We start from the raw sequence: 24892 nt of genomic DNA on the forward strand, positions 1-24892 counted from the left end.
ATAGTGCGACGTGCCCCCTCTACGGTTTGCGCCAACCAATAGGAGAGTCCTATGTCCTTTATTGAACGTCATCTCGGCCCCCGTTCCGCAGACGCAGAGCAGATGCTCGAAACCCTCGGATATTCTTCCCTGGATGCGCTGATGGACGCTGTCGTCCCCTCCCAGATTCGCCTTGACGGCGATCTGCAGCTGCCCGCTCCGCTGTCGGAGCATGAGGCGCAGGTAAAGATTGCCGGCTATGCTGCGAAGAATAAGGTTCTCGCCCAGATGATTGGTGCCGGATACTACGATGCAGTAACTCCCGCGGTTCTGCGCCGTAACATTCTGGAAAACCCCGGTTTCTACACTTCTTACACCCCGTACCAGGCTGAGATTTCTCAGGGTCGTCTGGAGGCTCTGCTGAACTTCCAGAACACTGTGATGGAGCTGACCGGTATGGAGATTGCAAACTCCTCCCTGCTGGATGAGGCATCCGCGGTGGCTGAAGCAGCTGTCATGATGCACCGTGCAAACCGAAAGGTGAAGAACGGCTTCTTCGCTATTGACTCCCGCTGCCTGCCTCAGGTTATTTCGGTGACTCGTGGTCGTGCAGAGATGCTCGGCATTCCTTTCGTAATCACTGATTTCTCTGAGGGTCTGCCCGAGGGTGACCTGTACGGTGTCATCCTGGCGTACCCCGGCAATGAAGGCGATATCCGCGATATTGAGCCGCTGATCAAGGCTGCTAAGGAGCGTAACGCTCTGGTTACCGTTGCTGCTGACCTGCTGGCTCTGACCCTGCTGAAGTCCCCGGGTGAGCTGGGCGCTGATATCGCTGTGGGTAACACTCAGCGTTTCGGTCTGCCTTTCTTCTTCGGCGGCCCCCACGCTGCGTACATGGCTGTTCACAAGGGTATGGAGCGCACCATGCCTGGCCGTCTGGTGGGTGTTTCTAAGGATTCTGCTGGTAAGCCTGCGTACCGTCTGGCTCTGCAGACTCGTGAGCAGCACATCCGCCGTGAGAAGGCTACTTCCAATATTTGTACTGCTCAGGCTCTGCTGGCGATTGTTGCTGGCGCTTACGCGATGTACCACGGTCCTGAGGGCCTGCGCGCTATCGCGAACCGCCTGCACACCAACGCCGCTCGTGTTGCTGCCGCGCTGAAGGCTGCGGGCTACGGTATCGCTCACGATACTTTCTTCGACACCGTCGTGGTGGAGGCTACTGGCCGTGCTGACGAGCTGGTTGCGAAGGCTCTGGAAGTTGGCGTGAACATCCGCCGCTTCGACGAGAACCGTGTTGGCATTTCCGTGGGTGAGTCTCACGGTGAGGAACTGCTCAAGAGCCTGGTTGAGGCTCTGGGCGGCACCCTGGGCGAGGCAGATGCACAGTATGATCTGCCCGCTGAGCTGCTGCGTACCGATGACTACATGCAGCACCCGATTTTCCACAAGTACCGTTCTGAGACCGAGATGATGCGCTACCTGCGTCACCTCGCTGATAAGGACCTGGCGCTTGACCGCACCATGATTCCGCTGGGTTCGTGCACCATGAAGCTGAATGCAGCGGCTGAGATGGAGCCTATCTCCTGGCCTGAGTTCGCAAACATTCACCCGCTGGTCCCGGAGGACCAGGCTGTGGGCTGGCACGAGTTGATTAAGGACCTGAGCGAGTGGCTGGTTGCTATTACCGGTTATGATGCTATCTCCTTGCAGCCGAACTCGGGTGCAACCGGTGAGTACGCTGGTCTGCGCGCTATCCGTTCCTTCCACGAGGCTAATGGTGACCACGAGCGTGACACTGTACTGATTCCGCTGTCTGCTCACGGTACCAACGCAGCATCTGCCGCTCTGGCTGGTCTGAAGGTTGCCGGTGTGGCAACTGCGGCTGACGGTTCGATTGATGTTGACGACCTGAAGGTAAAGATTGAGAAGTACGGCCCCAAGGTTGCCGGCATCATGATTACCTACCCCTCTACCCACGGTGTGTTTGAGGAGCAGGTTGCTGAGGTCTGCCAGTTGGTTCACGAGGCAGGTGGCCAGGTATACCTGGATGGTGCGAACCTGAACGCTCAGATGGGCTTCGCTCAGCCCGGTAAGTTTGGTGGCGATGTTTCGCACCTGAACCTGCACAAGACCTTCTCCATTCCTCATGGCGGCGGCGGCCCCGGTGTGGGCCCTCTGGCTGTTCGTGAGCACTTGGCGAAGTTCCTGCCCGGTGACGCATACCATGCTGATGCTGAGGGTAAGCTCCCCAATGACGCTGCACTGCCGATTTCGCAGGCGTTCTTCGGTTCTGCAGGCGTTCTGCCGATTAGCTGGATGTACATTGCGATGACTGGTGCTCAGGGTCTGAAGGACTCTTCGCAGTACGCGGTTCTGAACGCTAACTATATTGCGAAGAAGCTCAATGACAAGTACCCGGTGCTGTACACCGGCCCCGGCGGTCTGGTCGCTCACGAGTGCATCCTGGACTTGCGTCAGCTGACCGATCAGACTCACGTGACTGCTGAGGATGTCTGCAAGCGTCTGATGGACTTCGGCTTCCACGCTCCGACCCTGGCGTTCCCGGTTCCGGGCACCCTGATGGTTGAGCCGACTGAGTCTGAGTCGAAGGAAGAATTGGACCGCTTTATTGAGGCAATGGAGACCATCTACGACGAGATCATCGAGGTGGCTGAGGGTAAGGTCGCTGTGGAGGATTCGGTTCTGCGCAACGCACCGCACACCGTTGATGTGGTGAGTGCCGATGAGTGGGATCGCCCCTACAGCCGTACCCAGGCAGCTTTCCCGGTCCCGAGTCTGCGTGCTAATAAGTACTTCACTTCGGTGGGTCGTATCGACGGCGCTGGCGGTGACCGTAACTTCGTGTGCGAATGCCCCCCGATGGAGGCTTTCGACCTGGAAGCATAAGGAGCCTATAACGCTCCTGGGTAGACTGTAGCGGTCTACCTGCCTCACCCGTTCTCAGATTTCTGGGGCGGGTGGGGGTCGCCTCCGCAGCGTATCTCGTGTCTGTGGGGGTGAATGAAATCTATGACGATTGAACGATAACAGCACAAGGCTGTGCGTGAGGAGAATCTAATGTCCCCTAAGAAGACCTCTCTGTACTCTGTCCACGAGAAGCTTGGTGCTTCTTTCACCGACTTTGGCGGCTGGGATATGCCCCTGAAGTACGCTAATGACGTTGCTGAGCATGAGGCTGTCCGTACTAGTGCCGGTATTTTCGACTTGTCTCATATGGGTGAGTTCCGCGTGACCGGTCCGGATGCGGGCGCGTTCCTGGATTACGCTCTGGTGTCGAATATGTCCATCCTGAAGGTTGGTAAGGCAAAGTACTCGATCCTGGTCAACGACAAGGGCGGCGTGATTGACGACCTGATTACTTACCGTCTGGGCGATGAAGAGTTCCTAGTTGTTCCGAATGCTTCGAATATTGAGACTGACTTTGCGGCGATGAGCGAGCGCCTGGGTGATTTCAATGTTGAGTTTGTGAATGAGTCGGAGCAGACTTCTCTGGTGGCTGTTCAGGGTCCTCGTGCTGAGGAGATTCTGCTGGCTGCTGGCATGTCTGATGATGAGGCTGTCCGTGAGCTGAAGTACTACGCTTCGGTGCCGCTGACTGTTGCCGGTGTTGATGTTCTGCTGGCTCGTACCGGTTACACCGGTGAGGACGGTTTCGAGCTGTTTGTTCCGAATGAGAACGCTGTTGAGCTGTGGGATAAGCTGACTGCTGCTGGCGAGCCTTTCGGCATGATTCCTGCCGGTCTGGCTTCTCGCGACTCCCTGCGTCTTGAGGCTGGTATGCCCCTGTACGGTCACGAGCTGGGTCTGGACATTACTCCCTTTGAGTCCGGTCTGGGTCGTCTGGTTGAGATTGCGTTGGAGAAGAAGGCAGCTGACTTCGTTGGTCGTGAGGCTCTGGCTGAGCTGGCTAAGAGCGAGTCGAAGCGTATCCTGGTTGGTCTGAAGGCTCAGGCGAAACGTCCTGCTCGTGCCGGTTCTAAGCTGGTGGACGCTGAAGGTAATGAGATTGGTGAGGTTACCTCCGGTATTCCTTCCCCGACTTTGGGTTTCCCGATTGCTATGGCACTGGTGAACCGTGAGTTCTCTGAGGTTGGCTCTACCGTGGATGTTGATATCCGCGGTAAGCGTGCTCCGTTTGATGTTGTGACTCTGCCGTTCTACAAGCGTGAGAAGTAAGAGTTTTTCTGCAGATAATCTGTAGGGGAGAGGCGTCGTGCCCTGTGTAGGCACGGCGCCTTTTATTCGATGTGCTGCGGTGCTGAGTGGTGGGGGAGTGTCGAGGTGTTCTAGGCCTTAGTTTGTGATGGTTCTGAAGTGCGTTAGGATTAGAGCGGTCAGTCAAGGGTGATTGTCCGCACGTAGAGACCGCAGATTGATGTGTGCTTCCTCTGTTGAGGTGCACGTATCTTTTGGTGCGGTGCACAGACATTTTTATTTGAAGGACAGAACATGGCTATTAACCAGAGTGCACCCAGCAGTGCCCAGAAGAAGGCAGAGGCTCTGCCGTACGACATCAGTGTTTTTGAGATGTTCAGCATTGGTGTGGGTCCTTCGAGCTCACATACCGTGGGGCCGATGCGCGCTTCGAACCGTTTTGTGGCGGAGCTGATTGATGAGGGCATGCTGGACTGTGTAACGGGCGTACATGTTGACCTGTATGGTTCGTTAGCGGCTACGGGCGCTGGTCACGGCACGATGAGCGCTGTGTTGAAGGGTTTGTGCGGTTTTGTTCCGGAGACGATTAATATCGCTGATTCTGAGGCGATGATTGAGCGTAATAGTGTGGACGGCACGTTGCCTCTGGCAGGTTACCCCTCCTCTGCTTATGGTGTGACTGCGCCTGGTGGCGAGGAGCAGAAGGTGTATGGTCCGGTGGTGAAGTACCGTGAGCTGGATATGACTCTGCGTCCGCTGACGGTTCTTCCGCGCCATACGAACGGCATGAAGATCGCGGCGTTTGCGGGTGAGCAGCTGCTGTTGGAGCGTACCTACTATTCCATTGGTGGCGGCTTCATTGTTGAGGGTGATGAGGAGGCGACCGGTGGTGCGTCGCTGATGAACCCTCCGTATCCGTTCGGTTCGGCTACTGAGCTGCTGGAGATGGCGAATGAGGCTGGGTTGTCGATTGCGCAGTTGAAAATGGCGAATGAGTGTTCTTTGCGTTCTGAGCAAGAGGTCCGCGATGGCATCTTGCATATCTACCGTGTGATGAAGGAGTGCATTGGCTCTTCTCTGGCACGTGTGGGGTATTTACCGGGCCCGCTGAAGGTGCGTTGCCGTGCGGGTGCGTGGCATCGCGATTTGATGGTGGAGGATCCTTCGAAGTCTCCTGAGTTCGCTATTGACTGGGTGAATCTGATTGCTTTGGCGGTCAATGAGGAGAACGCTTTTGGTGGTCGTGTGGTGACCGCTCCGACGAATGGTGCTGCGGGCATTATTCCGGCGGTGTTGCATTATGCGATGAACTACACGCAGGGTATTCGACATTGTGGTCAGGCTGCTCGTGATCAGGCGGTTGTTGATTTCTTCTTGGCTTCTTCTGCTGTGGGTGTGCTGTATAAGAAGCGTGCGTCGATTTCTGGTGCTGAGGTTGGTTGCCAGGGTGAGGTGGGTAGTGCCTCCTCGATGGCTGCTGCCGGTTTGGCACAGGTGATGGGTGGTACTCCTGAGCAGGTTGAGAATGCTGCTGAGATTGCGATGGAACACAACTTGGGTCTGACCTGTGACCCGGTGGGTGGTTTGGTGCAGATCCCTTGTATTGAGCGTAATGCGATGGCGGCGTCGAATGCAGTGACGGCTGCACGTATGGCGTTGCGTGGTGATGGTACGCACCGTGTGTCGTTGGATCAGGTGATTGAGACGATGCGTCAGACCGGTTTGGATATGTCTCACCGTTACAAGGAGACGTCTATGGGCGGTTTGGCGGTGAATGTGGTGGAATGCTAGGTGCATGCCGTGGCAGGTTTGCACTCCTGATGCGGGTGTGGTAGACAGATGGGCTTTCTTCCTGTATTGTTAGTATTTACGCTTTCCCTAACCTTTGTGCCTTCATATAGCGGTGGGCACGGGCTGAAGGTGACGTTTTTCCGTCCGACTCTATAGCTTCTAGCACCGTTTATATCGGGGGCCGAGGTTGTCGTGTCGCCGGTAATGTCGCCGGGAGGCTGATTGCTAACAGACATGTCTGTGGAAGGATCCCCATTTTGGTCGCTTCGAGCACCTCGAATCATGATGCCGCTAACGGTGCGGAGAACGTCTCCCGCCGAATTTCATTCGCGAAGATTAATGAACCACTGAAGGTTCCCAACCTGCTTGCTATCCAGACCGATAGCTTCGACCGCCTCGTGGGTAACGAGCGCTGGGTGGAGCGTCTGGAAAAAGCACAGGCTGCAGGTGACAATTCTGTCCCCGCTCAGTCCGGTCTGGCTGAGATTTTTGAAGAAATCTCCCCGATTCGTGACTTCCAGGAGACTATGCAGCTCTCCTTCTCTGAGCCTGAGTTTGCTGACCCCAAGTACTCTGTTGAGGAGTGCAAGGACCGCGACGCAACCTACTCGGCTCCGCTGTACATTAAGGCTGAATTCATGAACCTCGCTACTGGCGAGGTTAAGCAGCAGACCCTGTTCATGGGCGACTTCCCCCTGATGACCGAGGCTGGTACCTTCGTTATTAACGGTACTGAGCGTGTGGTTGTTTCTCAGCTGGTGCGCTCCCCCGGTGCTTACTTTGAGAAGGCTCCGGACCGTACCTCAGATAAGGACATTTACTCTGCCCGCGTGATTCCTTCCCGCGGTGCATGGTTCGAGCTTGAGATTGATAAGCGCGACCAGGTAGGCGTGCGTCTGGACCGTAAGCGTAAGCAGTCTGTGACTGTTCTGCTGAAGGCTCTGGGCTGGACCGAGTCTAAGATTCTGGCTGAGTTCGGTCAGTACGACTCCATCCGTGCAACCCTGGAGAAGGACTCCGTTAAGGACCGCGACGAGGCTCTGCTGGATATCTACCGCAAGCTGCGTCCGGGTGAACCCCCGACGGTTGAAGCGGCTCAGGGTCTGCTGGACAACATGTACTTCACCCCGCGCCGCTACGACCTGGCGAAGGTTGGTCGTTACAAGCTGAACCGTAAGCTCGGTGTGGACGTTCCCATGGATTCCCCCGAGGCTTCCGTTCTGAGCCAGGACGACATCGCTCAGATGATTCGTTACCTCTGCGCTCTGCACGCAGGTGAGACCACCATCCCCGGAGTCCGTGACGGCGAGGAAATCTCCCTCAAGATCGATATCGACGATATTGACCACTTCGGCAACCGCCGTATCCGCACCGTGGGTGAGCTCATTGAGAACCAGATCCGTACCGGTCTGTCTCGTATGGAGCGCGTGGTTCGTGAGCGCATGACCACCCAGGATGTGGACGCTATCACCCCGCAGTCCCTGGTGAACATCCGCCCCGTCGTGGCAGCTATCAAGGAGTTCTTCGGTACTTCTCAGCTGTCGCAGTTCATGGACCAGAACAACCCGCTGGCAGGTCTGACCCACAAGCGTCGTCTGTCCGCACTGGGCCCGGGCGGTCTGTCCCGTGACCGTGCAGGCATGGAAGTTCGAGACGTCCATCCCTCGCACTACGGTCGTATGTGCCCCATTGAAACTCCTGAAGGCCCGAATATTGGTCTGATTGGTTCGCTGGCAACCTACGGTCGTATCAACTCCTTCGGTTTCATTGAGACCCCCTACCGCGTGGTGACTGACGGCCGCGTGACCGACGAGGTCCGCTACCTAACCGCTGACGACGAGAAGTCCGTCGTTATCGCACAGGCAAACGCACCGCTGAACCCCGACCGCACCTTCGCTGAGAATGAGGTTCTCTGCCGTGCGGGTGACGGTTCTGGTGAAGCTGTTATGGTTGCTCCCGGCGCCGTGCAGTACATGGACGTTTCCCCGCGTCAGATGGTGTCTGTGGCTACCGCCCTGATTCCTTACCTGGAGCATGATGACGCTAACCGAGCACTGATGGGTGCTAACATGCAGCGTCAGGCTGTGCCCCTGCTGGAGTCTGAGGCTCCCGTGGTTGGTACCGGTATGGAGAAGTATGCAGCACTGGATTCCGGTGACTCTGTGCTCGCGAAGAAGCCCGGTGTGGTTTCCTCCGTGGACGCGAAGACCGTTATCGTCCGTAACGACGACGGCTCTGTCTCCACCTACCCGATTATGAAGTTCTCCCGTTCGAACCCGGGTAACTGCTACAACCAGCGCGTTGTGGTGAAGGAAGGCCAGCGCGTCGAATACCGCGACGTTATTGCTGACGGCCCCTCCACCGACGGTGGTGAGCTGGCACTGGGTAAGAACCTGCTCGTGGCATATATGCCGTGGGAAGGCCTGAACTACGAGGATGCGATCATCCTCTCCCAGCGCATGGTGTCTGAGGACGTGCTGACCTCGATCCACATTGAGGAGCACGAGATTGACGCTCGCGACACCAAGCTGGGCCCCGAGGAGATTACCCGCGACATCCCGAACGTGTCCGAGGACGTTCTCTCGGCTCTGGACGAGCGCGGCATCATTCACATCGGTGCTGAAGTTGAGGCTGGCGACATCCTCGTTGGTAAGGTCACTCCTAAGGGCGAGACCGAGCTGACCCCCGAGGAGCGCCTGTTGCGCGCAATCTTCGGTGAGAAGTCTCGCGAGGTTCGTGACACCTCTCTGAAGGTCCCTCACGGCGAGTCCGGTACCGTCATTGGTATCCGCATCTTCGACCGCGAGAGCAATGATGAGGACGATCTGCCCCCGGGTGTGAACCAGCTGGTCCGTGTGTACGTGGCTCAGAAGCGTAAGATTACCGACGGCGACAAGCTTGCAGGCCGCCACGGTAACAAGGGTGTTATTTCCAAGATCCTTCCGATCGAGGATATGCCCTTCCTGGAAGACGGTACCCCCGTGGACGTTATCCTGAACCCGCTGGGTGTGCCCGGTCGTATGAACATTGGTCAGGTTCTGGAAGTCCACACCGGTTGGCTGGCTAAGCAGGGTTGGAAGATTGAAGGCGAGCCCGAGTGGCTCAAGCACATGCCGAACTTCCCGAAGGAATCCGGCCCGACCCGCCTGGCAACCCCGGTGTTTGACGGTGCCCACGAGGACGAGCTGTTTGACCTCATGGATCACTCAAACCCGAACCGCGATGGTGACCGTCTGATTAACCGCTCCGGTAAGGCACGTCTGATTGACGGCCGTTCCGGTGAGCCGTTCCCGGACCCGATTTCGGTTGGTTACCAGTACATCCTGAAGCTGCACCACCTGGTGGATGACAAGATTCACGCTCGTTCCACCGGTCCGTACTCGATGATTACCCAGCAGCCCCTGGGTGGTAAGGCGCAGTTCGGTGGTCAGCGCTTCGGTGAGATGGAAGTGTGGGCGCTGGAGGCATACGGCGCCGCATACACCCTGCAGGAAATCCTGACCGTCAAGTCCGATGACGTGGCGGGCCGTGTGAAGGTTTACGAGGCTATTGTGAAGGGCGAGAACATCCCTGAGCCGGGTATCCCCGAATCCTTCAAGGTTCTTATCAAGGAAATGCAGTCTCTGTGCCTGAACGTCGAGGTGCTCTCCACTGACGGCAAGACTATTGAGATGAGCGACTCGGAGGAAGAAGGCTTCCGGGCAGCAGAAGATATGGGCGTAAGCCTGACCCACGACGAGCCTAGCTCCGTCGACGAGGCATAAGCACCGCCTCCTTCTAGGGTGGGGAACCCCGTATGCGCTCGCGTGCGTTGTGGGGTTCCCACCCGCTAACCTAAGTCTTCAGAAACTTACAGAAAGAGATTAGGACCGATATGTCCAACGAATCTTCGCTTGGTTTGATGCGAATTGGCCTCGCCACCGCCGACGACATCCGTCGTTGGTCTTTTGGTGAGGTTAAGAAGCCCGAGACCATCAACTACCGTACCCTGAAGCCCGAGAAGGACGGTCTCTTCGACGAGCGTATCTTCGGCCCCACCAAGGACTGGGAGTGCTACTGCGGTAAGTATAAGCGCGTACGCTTCAAGGGCATTGTGTGTGAGCGCTGTGGTGTTGAGGTGACCCGCTCTAAGGTACGTCGTGAGCGTATGGGTCACATTGAGCTGGCTGCTCCTGTTACCCACATTTGGTACTTCAAGGGTGTTCCTTCCCGTCTGGGTTACCTGCTGGATCTGGCTCCGAAGGACCTGGAGAAGGTCATTTACTTCGCTGCGTACATGATCACTAAGGTTGATGAGGAAGCTCGTCACGAGGACCTGCCAATGCTGCAGGCTGCTCACGACCGTGAGAAGCAAGAGCTTGAGGCTGCTCTGAACGCTGATGTGAACGCCATTAGCCGTGAGGTTGAGGCGGAGCTGGCTCGTATTGAGGCAGAGGGCGGCAAGGCTGCTGAGAAGCGTAAGCTGCGTGATAACGCTGAGCGTCAGCTCGCGTCGGTGCGTAAGCGTTACGAGCGTGAGGCTGAGCACCTGGATCGTGTATGGGATCGCTTCAAGAACCTGAAGGTCGCTGACCTTGAGGGTGACGAGGCTCTGTACCGTTCCATGATTGATAAGTACGGCCTGTACTTTGAGGGTGCAATGGGCGCAGAGGCTATTAAGAAGCGTCTGGAGTCCTTCGACCTGGAGGCTGAGTCTGAGGCTCTGAAGGAGATCATTCAGACCGGTAAGGGTCAGAAGAAGACCCGCGCTCTGAAGCGTCTCAAGGTTGTTAACGCCTTCCTGACCACTAATAACTCCCCGCTGGGTATGGTCCTGGATGTTGTTCCGGTTATTCCGCCGGAACTGCGCCCGATGGTTCAGCTGGACGGTGGCCGCTTCGCGACTTCCGACCTGAACGACCTGTACCGTCGTGTGATCAACCGTAACAACCGTTTGAAGCGTCTGCTGGAGCTGGGTGCTCCCGAGATTATCGTGAACAACGAGAAGCGTATGCTGCAGGAAGCTGTGGACTCGCTGTTCGATAACGGTCGTCGTGGTCGCCCGGTGACCGGCCCCGGTAACCGCCCCCTGAAGTCTCTGTCTGACATGCTGAAGGGTAAGCAGGGTCGTTTCCGTCAGAACCTGCTCGGTAAGCGTGTTGATTACTCGGGTCGTTCCGTGATTGTGGTTGGTCCTCAGCTGCAGATGCACCAGTGTGGTCTGCCCAAGCAGATGGCACTGGAGCTGTTCAAGCCCTTCGTTATGAAGCGTTTGGTGGAGCTGAGCCACGCTCAGAACATTAAGAGCGCTAAGCGTATGGTTGAGCGTTTCCGCCCGCAGGTTTGGGACGTTCTGGAAGAGGTTATTGCTGAGCACCCGGTTCTGCTGAACCGTGCACCTACCCTGCACCGTCTCGGTATTCAGGCGTTTGAGCCGAAGCTGGTTGAGGGTAAGGCTATTCAGCTGCACCCGCTGGTTTGCTCCGCGTTCAACGCTGACTTCGATGGTGACCAGATGGCAGTTCACCTGCCGCTATCTCCCGAGGCTCAGGCTGAGGCTCGTATCCTCATGCTGTCCTCGAACAACATCCTGAAGCCTTCGGATGGCCGCCCTGTGGCTGTCCCTTCGCAGGATATGATCATTGGTCTGTACCACCTGACTAGCTCCCGCGACGGTCAGAAGAACGAGGGTCACGCATTCTCCTCGGTGGCTGAGGCTCTGATGGCGATGGATCGTCACGAGATTGAGCTGTACACCAAGGTGAAGATTCGCCTTGATGGTGACCAGTTCGTTGCCCCCGAGGATTGGGAAGCACCGGAGGGCTACCAGCCCGGCGATTCTGTGCTGCTGGACTGCACCGTTGGTCAGGTTCTGTTCAACCAGGCTCTGCCGAAGGATTACCCCTGGTTCTCTGGTGTGGCAGATAAGAAGGGCCTGGGTAGCCTGATTAATGATCTGGCTGAGCGTTACCCGATGGATGTTGTGGCTCGTGCGCTAGACAACCTGAAGAACTCCGGTTTCTACTGGGCTTCCCGTTCAGGCGTGACCGTGGCTGTTTCCGATATTGCTACTCCTTCTGAGAAGCCGGCAATTATGGAGCGCTACGAGAAGCAGGCTGCTGCAATTCAGGATGACTTCGAGATCGGTACCATCGATGACGAAGAGCGTCGTCAGGAATTGATCAAGGTTTGGACCGAGGCTACCGACGTGGTTGCAGAGGCTATGCGTGAGAACTTGAGCTCTCACGGTGGTCTGAACACTATTTACCGTATGGTGACCTCCGGTGCACGTGGTAACTGGATGCAGGTCCGTCAGATTGCGGGTATCCGTGGTCTGGTGTCGAACCCGAAGGGTGAGATTATGCCTCGCCCGATTAAGTCCTCGTACCGTGAAGGCCTGTCGGTTCTGGAGTACTTTATCGCAACCCACGGTGCACGTAAGGGTCTGGCTGATACCGCGCTGCGTACCGCTAACTCGGGTTACTTGACCCGTCGTTTGGTGGACGTTTCTCAGGATGTTATCGTTCGTGAGCACGACTGTGGCACCCGCCGTGGTCTGGTTCTGCCTCTGATTGATGAGGACGGCGGTCTGCATCCGGACGTCGAGACTTCGATTCACGGTCGTACCCTTGCGGTGGATGTGAAGGATGAGTCTGGTAACGTTCTGGCTGCCGCGGGTTCCGATGTCTCTGATGAGCTCATTGAGAAGCTCTTCAAGGCAGGCGTGAAGGAAGTTCGCGTCCGTTCGGTTCTGACCTGTGAGTCTGCTATTGGTGTGTGTGCACTGTGCTACGGTCGTTCGATGGCTTCGAACGTTCTGGTGGACATTGGTGAGGCTGTTGGTATTATTGCGGCTCAGTCGATTGGTGAGCCCGGTACCCAGCTGACCATGCGTACCTTCCACACCGGTGGTGTGGCTTCGGCTGACGATATTACTCAGGGTCTGCCCCGTATTCAGGAGCTGTTCGAGGCTCGTACTCCCAAGGGTGTTGCCCCGATTTCTGAGGTCTCCGGTCGCGTGACCATTGAGGATACCGAGAAGTCCTACAAGATTGTGGTGACCCCGGACGATGGTTCTGAGCCTCAGTCCTACACTGTTCTGCGTCGTGCGGCCTCTAAGCTGCAGAATGGCGACCACGTTCAGGTTGGCGATCAGCTGGCTACCGGTTCTGTTGATCCGAAGGAGGTTCTGCGTATTCGTGGTCCTCGTGAGGCTCAGAAGCACCTGGTGAGCGAGGTTCAGGGTGTGTACAAATCGCAGGGTGTGGAAATCCACGACAAGCACGTTGAGGTTATTGTTCGCCAGATGCTGCGTCGCGTGACCGTGATTGAATCCGGTGATACCGATCTGCTGCCTGGTGAGCTGGTTGATAACATTGCTTTCCAGACTGCTAACCGTAAGGCACTGGTTGAGGGTAAGAAGCCCGCAGCTGGTCGTCCGGAAATGATGGGTATTACCAAGGCTTCGCTGGCTACCGAGTCCTGGCTGTCGGCGGCCTCCTTCCAGGAGACCACCCGCGTCCTGACTCAGGCTGCTATGGAAGCGAAGACTGACCCGCTGCTCGGCCTGAAGGAGAACGTGATTATCGGTAAGCTGGTTCCCGCCGGTACCGGTCTGGCACGTTATAACAATATTGAGGTTGAGCCCAGCGCTCAGGCTACTGCTGAGCGTATGCAGACTCTGGACACTTTCGGTGGTTACCAGAGTGCGTTCCAGATGGATAACGAGGTGTACACTTACGGCAACGGCGGCTTCATGGCTGTTTCGCTGGATGAGTACGGTCGTGGTCTGGACTAAGGCTTCTGCCGTGAGGGGCAGGTTGAGGGTTTAGACTCCCGGCCTGGTCTTCATTAGAAACGCGGATACTCGAGTTTGTCTCGGGTATCCGCGTTTTGTTTTATGAGGGGTGGAGGATTCTTTTAAGCGTGGCTATAATACTCTTTATCCTTCAATATGAGGTTGTATATTCTATGCCTAGTGGGTGAATTTATTTATAAAAATATTGAAGTGCATTATTTTTTATAATGGGAAAATTACTTGACTGCGCAAGAAATTAGGTGTCAGTCAAATATTCCCCATCTCCCTAGAAGACACACCAGGACTGCAATATATAGAATGTTGACTCGTTTTTATTTGAAGTTTATGTAGAATAAACATTCTTGATTTGAGCAATGCGAATTCAACTGGAAAGCCTTTTGGTTAGGTTATAGTCTTGAAGGCATGCATATCGCTCCAATCACTTCCGTACGGGTGATTTTCGCGGTACCCGACTGCTTTCCGGAGCATCTCAATCTCAGATGTCTGAACAGGATTCTTCTATGTCTGCAGGGGAGCGAAAGCACTCCTCTGTTTTTCGCGTTTTAAGGCGCCCACCCACTCTCTTGCTTGCATTGGTGTAGCATGCCTTATTGTGGCTTCCGCAGTTCTTCTACCGGTCAGGTTGCGACCGCGGCCCCTGTTTCTCAGAGCGCTAGTGCTACCCCCTACCTGGTAGATGCGGGTGCGGCGGATGTTATCGGTGAGCCCAGTGAAGTCGGCTTCATGGGTTATGACGACTCTTCCCAGAAGGGTAGTGGTGTGCATAATCGTCAGTATGCTCGCGCTTTTAATACGGTGGATCGCGCCTCCGGTAAGCGCAACCTCATTGTTGTCCTGGACTCTCTGACTGGGTGGCAGTCGCTGCGTGATGAACTGGTCAAGAGTATCCGTGCATAGTTTGGCTTCGCATACGATGAGTCGAACATTATGATTACCGTGACTCACACCCACACGCCCCCCCCGGTGGTATTACGCACCAGAGCCTGTACAACATTACGACCCTGGGCTTCCATCAGGAGGTGCTCAATGCTAATGCTGGTGATGTTTCCCCGAATACTTGGTTGAAGCCTGGTCAGGGTCCCACTAATGACCAGTTCAAGAATGTGAAGATTCAGGGTGAGAAGCAGTCTAATGCTGTGCGTTCTTAGCTCAAGAGTGCGGGTACTCCGGTGGGTAAGGGGCTGGATTTGCGTATTTCGTACTTCAATTTCTCGGGTATGAACGTGGATGCCAAGTACACCGGTGGTGGCCATAATGAGCGCACCTGTCAGGGTTTCTTGAGTACTTCGTTTGGTTCTGGTTCCACTGAGGGTGGCGGTGGTGGCTGGGATGCCTATAGGGAAGGCTCTGGTTGCCCCTCTATGCTGGCTACTTTGGTGTTCACTTCGAGTGCAGCGCAGACGCGTTGCCAGCAGCCGAAGGGCATTCTCTTCTCTGCAAAAAATGGAACGGTCATTCAGGAAAAGTATCCAGTGCAGATTATGAGCTTCGGCGTCCCAGGTGACGGTTCACTGGAAGGTGTCGGCTAATACTCATAAGGGGTAGTACCGCATCCGCTACTACGGCAATGCCAATAAAAATTTGAAGACTATTACCCTGTTTGAGGGCCAGACTCGAGTCTTCCAGGTGGCGTAGCCCAGCAGCCGCTGTGGTGGACCTATAACTGAATACTCCCTTGCGGGAGGCGGATGTAGCTACGCGCTCGCCTCCCGCATCTGTTGATGCTGCCGAGAATCATCGAGAGGGTTCTGGGTGGTCTTCTGCTTTAACTTACTCCAAGGAGGCAAAAGAAACAGAGCGAGCCGAAGAGGCAGTGGGGGAGCAGTAAATCCCAATAATGTAATTTAAGTGAGGCAAATCATCAGCTTTTGCTCTTAGGTAGGGGCTTAAAAGCAAAGAATCCCCGCTCTGGCGCTAGATTAAGTGGGATTTAACCTGTATAGTCTTATGCGAAGTACTTGAGCTCGGTGCACAAGGATCCACCCCCGGTGGGTTTACGCGGGATATTTCCCGAGGGTACGGGCATGATGAATCAATGGCAGTATGGATACCGTCCTTTGGTGTTGCTTTTTGCTGACGCCTAAATGCCATTTTTAAGCGTGCCCAAAAACTTTTTCACCTCTGAAGGTGGGGAATTTTAGCCCTGAGAACTCGCCGAGATGTCGAGGAACCTATAGAAACCAACCGGATATGCATCCGAGCGTTTCTGATAACCGAGAGCACCCATCCAACGTGATGGGGGCCAGTAAGTTTATACGGGATTTTCTAACGAGGAACCCGATCAAGCAACGGAGAAAACGTGCCTACTATTCAGCAGCTGGTCCGTAAGGGCCGGACTCCCAAGGTCGTTAAGACCAAGGCGCCCGCACTGAAGGGCAACCCCATGAAGCGTGGCGTGTGCACCCGTGTGTACACCACCACCCCGAAGAAGCCGAACTCGGCACTGCGTAAGGTCGCTCGTGTCAAGCTCAACGGCGGCGTCGAGGTTACCGCATACATTCCCGGTGAGGGTCACAACCTGCAGGAGCACTCGATTGTGCTCGTTCGCGGTGGTCGTGTGAAGGACCTCCCCGGTGTTCGCTACAAGATCGTTCGTGGCGCTCTGGATACCCAGGGTGTTAAGGGTCGCGGCCAGGCTCGCTCCCGCTACGGCGCTAAGAAGGAGAAGAAGTAATGCCTCGTAAGGGTCCCGCTCCCAAGCGTCCCCTCGTAAACGATCCTGTTTACGGTTCTGCTCTGGTCACCCAGCTGATCAACAAGGTTCTGCTGGACGGCAAGAAGTCCGTCGCAGAGCGCATCGTCTACGGTGCCCTCGAGGGCGTCGAGAAGAAGACCGGTTCTGACCCGGTCGCAACTCTGAAGAAGGCTATGGACAACATCAAGCCTTCTCTCGAGGTTCGCTCCCGCCGCGTCGGCGGTGCAACCTACCAGGTTCCGGTTGAGGTTCGCCCCGGCCGTTCCACCGCTCTGGCTCTTCGCTGGCTCGTTGGCTTCTCCAAGCAGCGCCGCGAGAAGACCATGACTGAGCGTCTGATGAACGAGATCCTGGATGCATCCAATGGTCTTGGTGCCGCTGTGAAGCGTCGCGAGGACACTCACAAGATGGCCGAGTCCAACAAGGCCTTCGCACACTACCGCTGGTAATTCTCCGTTTAGAGCCTGCCGAGTCAATTCGAGTCGGCAGGCTTTCGGAGTATCTCATTTAGGGAGAATAACGTGGCACTTGACGTGTTCACCGACCTTAACAAGGTCCGCAACATCGGTATTATGGCGCACATCGACGCCGGTAAGACCACCACCACTGAGCGCATTCTGTTCTACACCGGTATTAACCACAAGATCGGTGAGACCCACGACGGCGCTTCCACTATGGACTGGATGGCTCAGGAGCAGGAGCGAGGTATTACCATTACCTCCGCAGCAACCACCTGCTTCTGGAAGGACAACCAGATCAACATTATCGACACCCCCGGTCACGTCGACTTCACCGTTGAGGTTGAGCGCTCCCTGCGCGTCCTCGACGGCGCAGTTGCTGTGTTCGACGGCAAGGAAGGTGTTGAGCCCCAGTCTGAGACCGTTTGGCGCCAGGCTGACAAGTACGATGTCCCCCGTATCTGCTTCGTCAACAAGATGGACAAGATGGGTGCTGACTTCTACTTCACCGTTCAGACCATCATCGATCGCCTGGGCGCACGCCCGCTGGTTATTCAGCTCCCCATCGGTGCTGAGAGCGACTTCCTTGGTGTTGTCGACCTGCTCGAAATGAAGGCATACGTCTGGCCCGGCGACGCCAAGGGCGACGTGACCATGGGCTCCTCCTACGAGGTTCAGGACATTCCTGCTGACCTGGTTGAGAAGGCTGAGCAGTACCGAGCTGAGCTGGTTGAGGCTGTTGCTGAGTCCAGCGAAGAGCTCATGGAGAAGTACCTCGAAGAGGGCGAGCTGACCATCCCCGAGATTAAGTCGGGTATCCGTCAGCTGGTTATCGCCGGCGAGGCATTCCCCGTTCTCTGCGGTTCTGCATTCAAGAACCGCGGTGTTCAGCCCATGCTGGACGCTGTGATCGAGTACCTGCCCTCCCCGCTGGACGTTCCGGACGTTGTCGGCTCCAACCCCTCCAACGAGGAAGAGAAGCTGACCCGTAAGGCATCTGCTGATGAGCCCTTCGCAGCGCTGGCGTTCAAGGTTGCAGCTCACCCGTTCTACGGTCAGCTAACCTATACCCGCGTTTACTCCGGTGTTGCAGCTCAGGGCCAGCAGGTCCTGAACTCCACCAAGGGTAAGAAGGAGCGCATCGGTAAGCTCTTCCAGATGCACTCCAACAAGGAGAACCCTGTTGAAGAGATCACCGCAGGTCACATTTACGCTGCGATTGGTCTGAAGGACACCACTACTGGTGACACCCTGTGCGACCCCGCACACCCGATTGTTCTTGAGTCGATGACCTTCCCCGATCCTGTGATCTTCGTGGCTATTGAGCCCAAGACCAAGGGTGACCAGGAGAAGATGTCCACCGCTATCCAGAAGCTTTCCGCTGAGGACCCCACCTTCACCGTTTCGCTGAACGAAGAAACCGGTCAGACCGAAATTGGTGGTATGGGTGAGCTGCACCTGGACATCATCGTTGACCGTATGAAGCGTGAGTTCAAGGTTGAGGCTAACGTTGGTAAGCCTCAGGTTGCTTACCGCGAGACCATCAAGAAGGCAGTCGAGAAGGTCGACTACACCCACAAGAAGCAGACTGGCGGTTCCGGTCAGTTCGCAAAGGTGCAGGTCTCCTTCGAGCCCCTGCCCCTGGATGGCGAAGAGCTGTATCTGTTCGAGGACAAGGTCACCGGTGGCCGCGTTCCTCGCGAGTACATCCCTTCGGTCGACGCTGGTATCCAGGACGCTATGAAGTTCGGTGTCCTCGCTGGCTACCCGATGGTAGGCGTGAAGGCAACCCTGATCGATGGTGCGTACCACGACGTCGACTCCTCCGAAATGGCGTTCAAGATCGCTGGTTCGATGGTCTTCAAGGAAGGCGCTAAGCGCGCTAACCCGGTCCTGCTCGAGCCGCTGATGGACGTTGAGGTTCGTACCCCCGAGGAGTACATGGGCGACGTTATCGGCGACCTGAACTCCCGCCGTGGCCAGGTTCGTTCTATGGAGGACGCATCCGGCGTTAAGATCATCAAGGCTATTGTGCCCCTGACCGAAATGTTCGGTTACATTGGCGACCTGCGCGGCAAGACCCAGGGTCGTGCAGTGTTCTCGATGGCATTCGATAGCTATGGCGAGGTTCCCAAGAACGTCGCTGACGAGATCATTCAGAAGAGCCGCGGCGAGTAATTTCCGCGTCTTATCCGTGGGCCACGGGCTAAAAACCTGTGGCCCACACCAAAATTTTCAATTAAATCCATTATTGAGAGCATGAACAGTTTCATCTCTGCGGCGTAATCCGCTATTGTAGACGCTAGACCGTTTTATAACGGGATGCGCCGGAGCGAAGATCCGCGTGCATGTTTTCAATCGTTCTAGGAGGAACACTCTTGGCTAAGGCTAAGTTCGAGCGCTCCAAGCCTCACGTTAACGTCGGTACCATTGGTCACGTTGACCACGGTAAGACCACCCTGACCGCAGCAATCTCCAAGGTTCTGGCTGACAAGTACCCGGACCTGAACGAGAAGCGCGACTTCGGTATGATCGACTCCGCTCCCGAGGAGCGCCAGCGCGGTATTACCATTAACATTGCTCACATCGAGTACCAGACCGAGAAGCGCCACTACGCACACGTTGACGCTCCCGGCCACGCTGACTACGTCAAGAACATGATCACCGGTGCGGCTCAGATGGACGGCGCAATCCTCGTGGTTGCAGCTACCGACGGCCCCATGGCACAGACCCGCGAGCACGTTCTGCTCGCTCGCCAGGTTGGCGTCCCCACCCTGCTGGTTGCACTGAACAAGGCAGACATGGTTGACGACGAAGAGCTCCTCGACCTCGTCGAGATGGAGGTCCGTGACCTCCTCTCCTCGCAGGAGTTCGACGGCGACAACGCTCCCGTTGTTCGCGTTTCCGCACTGAAGGCTCTCGAAGGCGATCCCGAGTGGGTTGCTAAGGTCGAGGAACTCATGGACGCAGTCGACACCTACATTCCGGACCCCGTTCGTGAGAAGGACAAGCCCTTCCTCATGCCCATCGAGGACGTCTTCACCATTACCGGTCGTGGCACCGTTGTTACCGGTCGTGCAGAGCGCGGTACCCTGAAGATCAACTCCGAGGTCGAGATTGTCGGTATCCGCCCGATCCAGAAGACCACCGTTACCGGTATCGAGATGTTCCACAAGCAGCTCGACGAAGCATGGGCAGGCGAGAACTGTGGTCTGCTGCTGCGCGGTCTGAAGCGTGACGATGTTGAGCGTGGTCAGGTTGTCGTGGAGCCGGGCTCCATCACCCCCCACACCGAGTTCGAGGCAAACGTCTACATCCTCTCCAAGGATGAGGGTGGCCGTCACAACCCCTTCTACTCCAACTACCGTCCTCAGTTCTACTTCCGTACCACTGACGTGACCGGCGTTATCACCCTCCCCGAGGGCACCGAGATGGTTATGCCCGGTGACAACACCGAGATGACCGTTACCCTGATCCAGGAAATCGCAATGGAAGAGGGCCTCGGCTTCGCTATCCGTGAGGGTGGCCGCACCGTTGGTTCGGGTCGTGTTACCAAGATCATCAAGTAATTGCCGTAAATTTACGACAATTCGCTAAAGATCTGCCGGAGCGGAAACTCTCCATCAGGTAGCGATACTCAAGGACCCCCGCATCTGCGGGGGTCCTTTTGTTATGCCCTTTTGAAGAACTAAGGAGGCCGAAGCGCTGTCTGATTTTTAGCGGTGGAACCCATACACGACAGCGGTTATGGGCTTATAGCGGCCGCTAAAAGCCACTGGGATCCGCTGAGAAACCTCTGAGAGGAGCTAGAGAATAAAACCGAAAGCCATGGTAGAAAACGCCAAAGCTAAGGGTTGCGAGAGCCATCTATGCTGTACGGCTGATATTTCTTCTTAAGGACTTACCAAAGGCCTCCTACAGCCCTGGCTCCGACGCCGAGGCTGCAGTTACAAGCCGTACCGAATCTTCTTATTTTCCTCCTACTGCGAAGCCTCACAGGGCCCTACGCGCAAAGAATACTATCCCCCTATAAGTGACACTCAGGAACCATACAAGCGCTCTTGCCGAGCACAAACGGAGAGGGTGAAGATAGAGGATCTGAGAAGCGAAGAACAAAAGCTGATTTCTTGGTGCAGAGAAAACTAAAGCTGGTTGCTTGAGAGTAAAGAAAAACGGTTCCCAGCCCGAAGGCTGGGAACCGCAATTCGAATGACTGCCCCCTCGGAAGGGACATAGGTAGTCCTACTACAGAATGCTGCAGTAGCATAACCTATATCTGCAGCAGGCTAGATATTTTCTTCGTCACGAGGCTGGTAGCCCTGCGGAGCAACCTGGCGTTGCTGCACCTGAGCGTTAGCCACCTGGTTCTGAGGGTAGGTACCTTCAGTCTGGGGCTCCTGGGGGTAGCCAACAACCTGAGCGGGACCTTGCTGGGATGCGACAGCATCCTGCTTATTCTGTCGAGCCAGCAGACGCCAGATAACGCCTGCGATGAGCAGAATAGAGATGATGAACAGGGTGAGCGGGTTCAGACCGGTGAGCAAAATCGCTAGGTCGAGGGTGACCAAGGCGGCCGCAATATAGGTCCAGACTCGGTCGAGCAGCAGAGCGCTCAGAAGAGTCAACGCGATACCGAGTACCAGGACCACGATATCCGGACCGTCAGCAGGAACTGCCCATGTTACCAAGGTGAGGAATACCTGCAGACCCAAAGCCCAGTACAAGGGAGCGTCCGATACCTGCGTATCCAACGGCTTCTTTACAATGAGGTTGCTGAGGACCTTCGCAGCGGTGAACGCCAGGAGCGCCAGAAGAATAACCTCAAGAATCACACTCAGCGGGTTGTAGTCTAAGTAATCAAGGACCAGACGGGCAATGAAAAGGCTGAACGCAACAGTGCCAATAGCTGGCAGACTCTTAGGCTTAGAGACCGATACGAAGGATAGAGCAAACAAACCCCAAAGAAGGGCGTTGAGCTCCACCTGCTCGTAATCGAAAATCAAGCCGAAGAACGTCATGAATCCCAACACGCACAGCGCCGGAATCATCAGCAACGTATTGACCGGAGCGTAGATCGCTTGGGCCAGGGAGTGGCGCGGCGTAAAACGCGGATAGGGCGAACCGAGCGGACCGTGCATCGGCAGCTTAACCGTCCTATTACCGGCCGGGACAGAGATGTACGGACGAATAGTAGCCTTTGCACCAGAGACCTCGACCGGGAGCATCACCTTCAGAACGAAAAGGATAATAACGGCAAAGAGCGTGTAGTACCCCAGAAGAGTGACTTCCATGATGCTCTTCTTAGCGTGGAAGAGATTCCACAGGGAGCCAATGCAGAAAATGGTAACGCTGGTGGAAGCGCCAATCTGCATGTAAGGCGCCTTGAAGAAGATTGCCACCGCCCAGAGAACAATCAGGAGAGCCGGAGCAGCTACTGAAAGCAGAAGCTGATCAATATCTGCCATAGTGTGGACTGCGCTCAGTACAGCGCCAAGGGTGAAGAAGCTCGCTGCTGCGTACGCCTCGTAGATTCGCTTGGAACGTGCGTAGAGCAGTACGCTACACAGAGCTTGACCAACCAGCAGAACAATGAACAGGAAGTTGACTACAGAATCCTTCACGTTGCCGCTGATGGCGAGCAGAACAACAGACCAGCAGATGGGGAAACGAGCAATAGTGAGTAGCTCGGAACGGACCGAAGAACCTGCAGCAATGAAAAGGCCAAGTGCCACGTAAATGACCGTCAGAACGGCAGGCAAAGCTACTGCAACATATTCTTTCTGCGGACCGAAGAGCAGATAGTGTCGAGAGCCAATCATAGCGATGGCGAGGGCTGTGTAGAGCGCGATACGCACGGCGCTGACCACGGTGGAGCGGACAGAACCAACAATATCCGGAAGTTGCAGGGCCCGACCCAGCAGAAGAGCGCTCAGAGTGCTGACGAAAAGAACGGCTCCAGCGAACAGGGAGAAAATGATCCAGAAGCGGTCATGTACGGCACCGTCAATAATGCTGATGCTATATCCTGCAAACAACGCGAAGACGCCCAAGATGAGGTATGCCGCCATCTCATTGAGTCGGTAGCTCGCATTCTGCGCTGCCCCATTCTGAGAGAACGCAAAGGTCAGTAGCGCGATAGCTGAGCAGACCATAGCAAACATCAGAGGCGATTCAGAAGTTTGCATCTCGGGAATGAGAGCAAGGAAGAGCTGAATCATGCCGATGGCATAACCAATATTGCTGAGCACAGCTCCAGCAGTTCGCATCTCAGGGGCTTTAGCACTGAGCAGGTAGATAACAATAGCAGCGGCAAAGAAGAGATAGAAGGTGCCCTGACTATTGGGGGAGAGATACATGGCAATCACAGGAATGACTGCCGCAAAAATCATGAGCACCAGAGGCTGAACTGCCTTGCGGTAGAGCAAGAAACTCACAATGCACAGGACGCCAATAACCCAGGGAGCGGGGAAGAGCCCCTGCTGGCCTTCTGCATAGGGAAGGAAAGTGCTCCAGCGTGTTACATGTGCCGAGCTGTGAGTCGCATAAGTTGCGTAGAATGCATCCAGGACCGTCAAGAAGGAGAAGAAAACACCGATGCACGCGTCAACGGCAGGTAGCCATGCCTTCTTGCCAGTACGAGGCTGAAGAGCATCCTGAGCCCAGGGAATAGGGGGCATCTGCTGATTCGGAGCGACATAATACTCGTGAGAGTCAACCATCTCACCAATGTTCTGCTGCAAACGCGGGACAAAAGCGTATACGGAAATTATGTTCACAAGCAGAACTGAAACAAAGAAAATACTCGGTAACCATGGGCCGTGATTCAAATCCAGAACGAAGCACAGGACTGAAGCAATGGGGTAGATACGAGCCTGAGCGTAGTTATCCGCTGTACCGTTCAGCCAGGTGAACAGAATGGCGTGCACAGACATAAGCGCAAAAGCAATACCCGCGTCCGTGTAGCTCAGATCGTTAGTGAAGAAGAAAATAGCGATGGCCGTAGCCGGAACGAAAATACGAGAAGAATCAACGAGACCTTCGCGGATGCCCTTCGGCGCAGCGTTCGGCGCAAAGTGCAAAATCAGTCCCAGTACGGTGGCAACAACGGTCAACGAGACGAAATACCAGACAAAAGGCAGGTAGGCGACTTTTGTTGCTGACAGAGAGTCCGAAACGATAAACGAAATCAGCAGGTACGCCATCACGCGGTTGCGCATGAGAGTACAGGCTCCCACAATGGCGGCTGTGCCAACTAGGGAGGTGAGAAACCAGATGTAACGTCCCTCTGTCCAAATCTCAAGGACATAGACGGCGATACCGGTCAGAGGGATAAACGCCAGACCGGTCGCTGCAAAAGAGTAGGAGGCGATACGTAAACGCTCAACGAAACGGTAGGTGAGCAGACCGGCAGAATAGAAGAGGACGGCTCCGAGACCCAATGCGACGACGCGGACAATAGCAGTCTCATCCTTAGAAGAGGTAACCGAGGTGACGAAAAGACCAGCGGCACCTATAAGCAAGAGCGAGCCAATGTACAGAACAATATTGAGGAAGATGTCTTCATTGACTCGGCGTCGTTGTACAGGAGGCTGAGAATATACGCCCGCTACCGTAGAGGGAGTATGCGTACCAAGAGCCGGTTGCTGAACATGCTGAGGGCTCTGGGTTGATGAGTGAGAGCTAGAGGGCGCCTGATGAGGTTGTGTCGGCTGAGACATAGTTTCTCCTTAGGCTGTAGTGATACTTCTACAATACGAGAGCTTTCAGCACTAAAACCTTTATTGCGGGCATAAAGCGCATGGAACTTACTGAAAATAGATTGAAAGCTCCCTGAGAGCTACATCGGGGGGGGGCACCCCCCCGGCTGATAGAGATAGTTAAGTGTTCTTAAGCACTTAACTCGTGTTTGTATTGCGCAAGCGCTCTATCTCTGAGAGAATTGACGACGTTGTCAAAGCGTCTACCTGCACTAAAGGTAGGCCCACGTAT

13 protein-coding genes are annotated in these 24892 nt (G+C 55.5%); 12 read left to right on the forward strand and 1 reads right to left on the reverse strand.

Features of this window, described 5'->3' with window-relative positions:
* Positions 1–51: 51 nt before the first annotated feature.
* From gcvP to tuf, 12 genes are all read left to right on the forward strand, one after another.
* Entirely contained in the window at positions 52–2892 is a 2841-nt protein-coding gene (gene gcvP, locus ACUXHH_RS02005; RefSeq protein ID WP_458390715.1) for an aminomethyl-transferring glycine dehydrogenase, read from the forward strand.
* Between the two features lie 171 nt (positions 2893–3063).
* Positions 3064–4182: a glycine cleavage system aminomethyltransferase GcvT gene (gene gcvT, locus ACUXHH_RS02010; RefSeq protein ID WP_279741300.1), complete on the forward strand. Its 1119-nt coding sequence runs from the start codon at positions 3064–3066 to the stop codon at positions 4180–4182.
* Between the two features lie 273 nt (positions 4183–4455).
* Entirely contained in the window at positions 4456–5952 is a 1497-nt protein-coding gene (locus tag ACUXHH_RS02015; RefSeq protein WP_279741299.1) for an L-serine ammonia-lyase, read from the forward strand.
* A 257-nt stretch (positions 5953–6209) separates the two neighbouring features.
* Positions 6210–9716: a DNA-directed RNA polymerase subunit beta gene (rpoB, locus tag ACUXHH_RS02020; RefSeq protein WP_279741297.1), complete on the forward strand. Its 3507-nt coding sequence runs from the start codon at positions 6210–6212 to the stop codon at positions 9714–9716.
* Between the two features lie 110 nt (positions 9717–9826).
* Positions 9827–13729 carry a DNA-directed RNA polymerase subunit beta' gene (locus ACUXHH_RS02025; RefSeq protein ID WP_279754879.1) on the forward strand — a complete coding sequence of 1301 codons (3903 nt, stop codon included), beginning with the start codon at positions 9827–9829 and terminating at the stop codon, positions 13727–13729.
* A 603-nt stretch (positions 13730–14332) separates the two neighbouring features.
* Positions 14333–14647: a neutral/alkaline non-lysosomal ceramidase N-terminal domain-containing protein gene (locus ACUXHH_RS02030; protein ID WP_458390716.1), complete on the forward strand. Its 315-nt coding sequence runs from the start codon at positions 14333–14335 to the stop codon at positions 14645–14647.
* 122 nt (positions 14648–14769) lie between these two features.
* Positions 14770–14898 carry a hypothetical protein gene (locus ACUXHH_RS02035; RefSeq protein ID WP_458390717.1) on the forward strand — a complete coding sequence of 43 codons (129 nt, stop codon included), beginning with the start codon at positions 14770–14772 and terminating at the stop codon, positions 14896–14898.
* Positions 14899–14937: 39 nt separating this feature from the next.
* Positions 14938–15279 carry a neutral/alkaline non-lysosomal ceramidase N-terminal domain-containing protein gene (locus ACUXHH_RS02040; protein WP_458390718.1) on the forward strand — a complete coding sequence of 114 codons (342 nt, stop codon included), beginning with the start codon at positions 14938–14940 and terminating at the stop codon, positions 15277–15279.
* A 770-nt stretch (positions 15280–16049) separates the two neighbouring features.
* On the forward strand, positions 16050–16424 hold the full coding sequence (gene rpsL, locus ACUXHH_RS02045; RefSeq protein WP_005504939.1) for a 30S ribosomal protein S12: 375 nt from the start codon (positions 16050–16052) through the stop codon (positions 16422–16424).
* Positions 16424–16894: a 30S ribosomal protein S7 gene (rpsG, locus tag ACUXHH_RS02050; RefSeq protein ID WP_005504941.1), complete on the forward strand. Its 471-nt coding sequence runs from the start codon at positions 16424–16426 to the stop codon at positions 16892–16894. The genes rpsL and rpsG overlap by 1 nt, the downstream gene beginning before the upstream one ends.
* Before the next feature lie 72 nt (positions 16895–16966).
* Positions 16967–19081: an elongation factor G gene (fusA, locus tag ACUXHH_RS02055; RefSeq protein WP_279741289.1), complete on the forward strand. Its 2115-nt coding sequence runs from the start codon at positions 16967–16969 to the stop codon at positions 19079–19081.
* Positions 19082–19281: 200 nt separating this feature from the next.
* Positions 19282–20472 carry an elongation factor Tu gene (gene tuf, locus ACUXHH_RS02060; RefSeq protein WP_005504946.1) on the forward strand — a complete coding sequence of 397 codons (1191 nt, stop codon included), beginning with the start codon at positions 19282–19284 and terminating at the stop codon, positions 20470–20472.
* A 717-nt stretch (positions 20473–21189) separates the two neighbouring features.
* Here the strand turns inward: tuf and ACUXHH_RS02065 are convergent.
* Positions 21190–24621, reverse strand: a complete 3432-nt coding sequence (locus ACUXHH_RS02065; RefSeq protein WP_458390719.1) for a Fe2+/Zn2+ uptake regulation protein — start codon at positions 24619–24621, stop codon at positions 21190–21192.
* Positions 24622–24892 lie beyond the last annotated feature (271 nt).

The organism is Rothia sp. 110740021-2 (assembly GCF_054263775.1).

Excerpts from the sequence above, each read along its gene's own strand:
- gcvP (WP_458390715.1), top strand. The coding sequence starts at position 52 with ATGTCCTTTATTGAACGTCATCTCGGCCCCCGTTCCGCAGACGCAGAG.
- ACUXHH_RS02065 (WP_458390719.1), bottom strand. The coding sequence starts at position 24,621 with ATGTCTCAGCCGACACAACCTCATCAGGCGCCCTCTAGCTCTCACTCA.
- rpsG (WP_005504941.1), top strand. The coding sequence starts at position 16,424 with ATGCCTCGTAAGGGTCCCGCTCCCAAGCGTCCCCTCGTAAACGATCCT.
- ACUXHH_RS02015 (WP_279741299.1), top strand. The coding sequence starts at position 4,456 with ATGGCTATTAACCAGAGTGCACCCAGCAGTGCCCAGAAGAAGGCAGAG.
- ACUXHH_RS02025 (WP_279754879.1), top strand. The coding sequence starts at position 9,827 with ATGTCCAACGAATCTTCGCTTGGTTTGATGCGAATTGGCCTCGCCACC.
- ACUXHH_RS02030 (WP_458390716.1), top strand. The coding sequence starts at position 14,333 with ATGCCTTATTGTGGCTTCCGCAGTTCTTCTACCGGTCAGGTTGCGACC.
- gcvT (WP_279741300.1), top strand. The coding sequence starts at position 3,064 with ATGTCCCCTAAGAAGACCTCTCTGTACTCTGTCCACGAGAAGCTTGGT.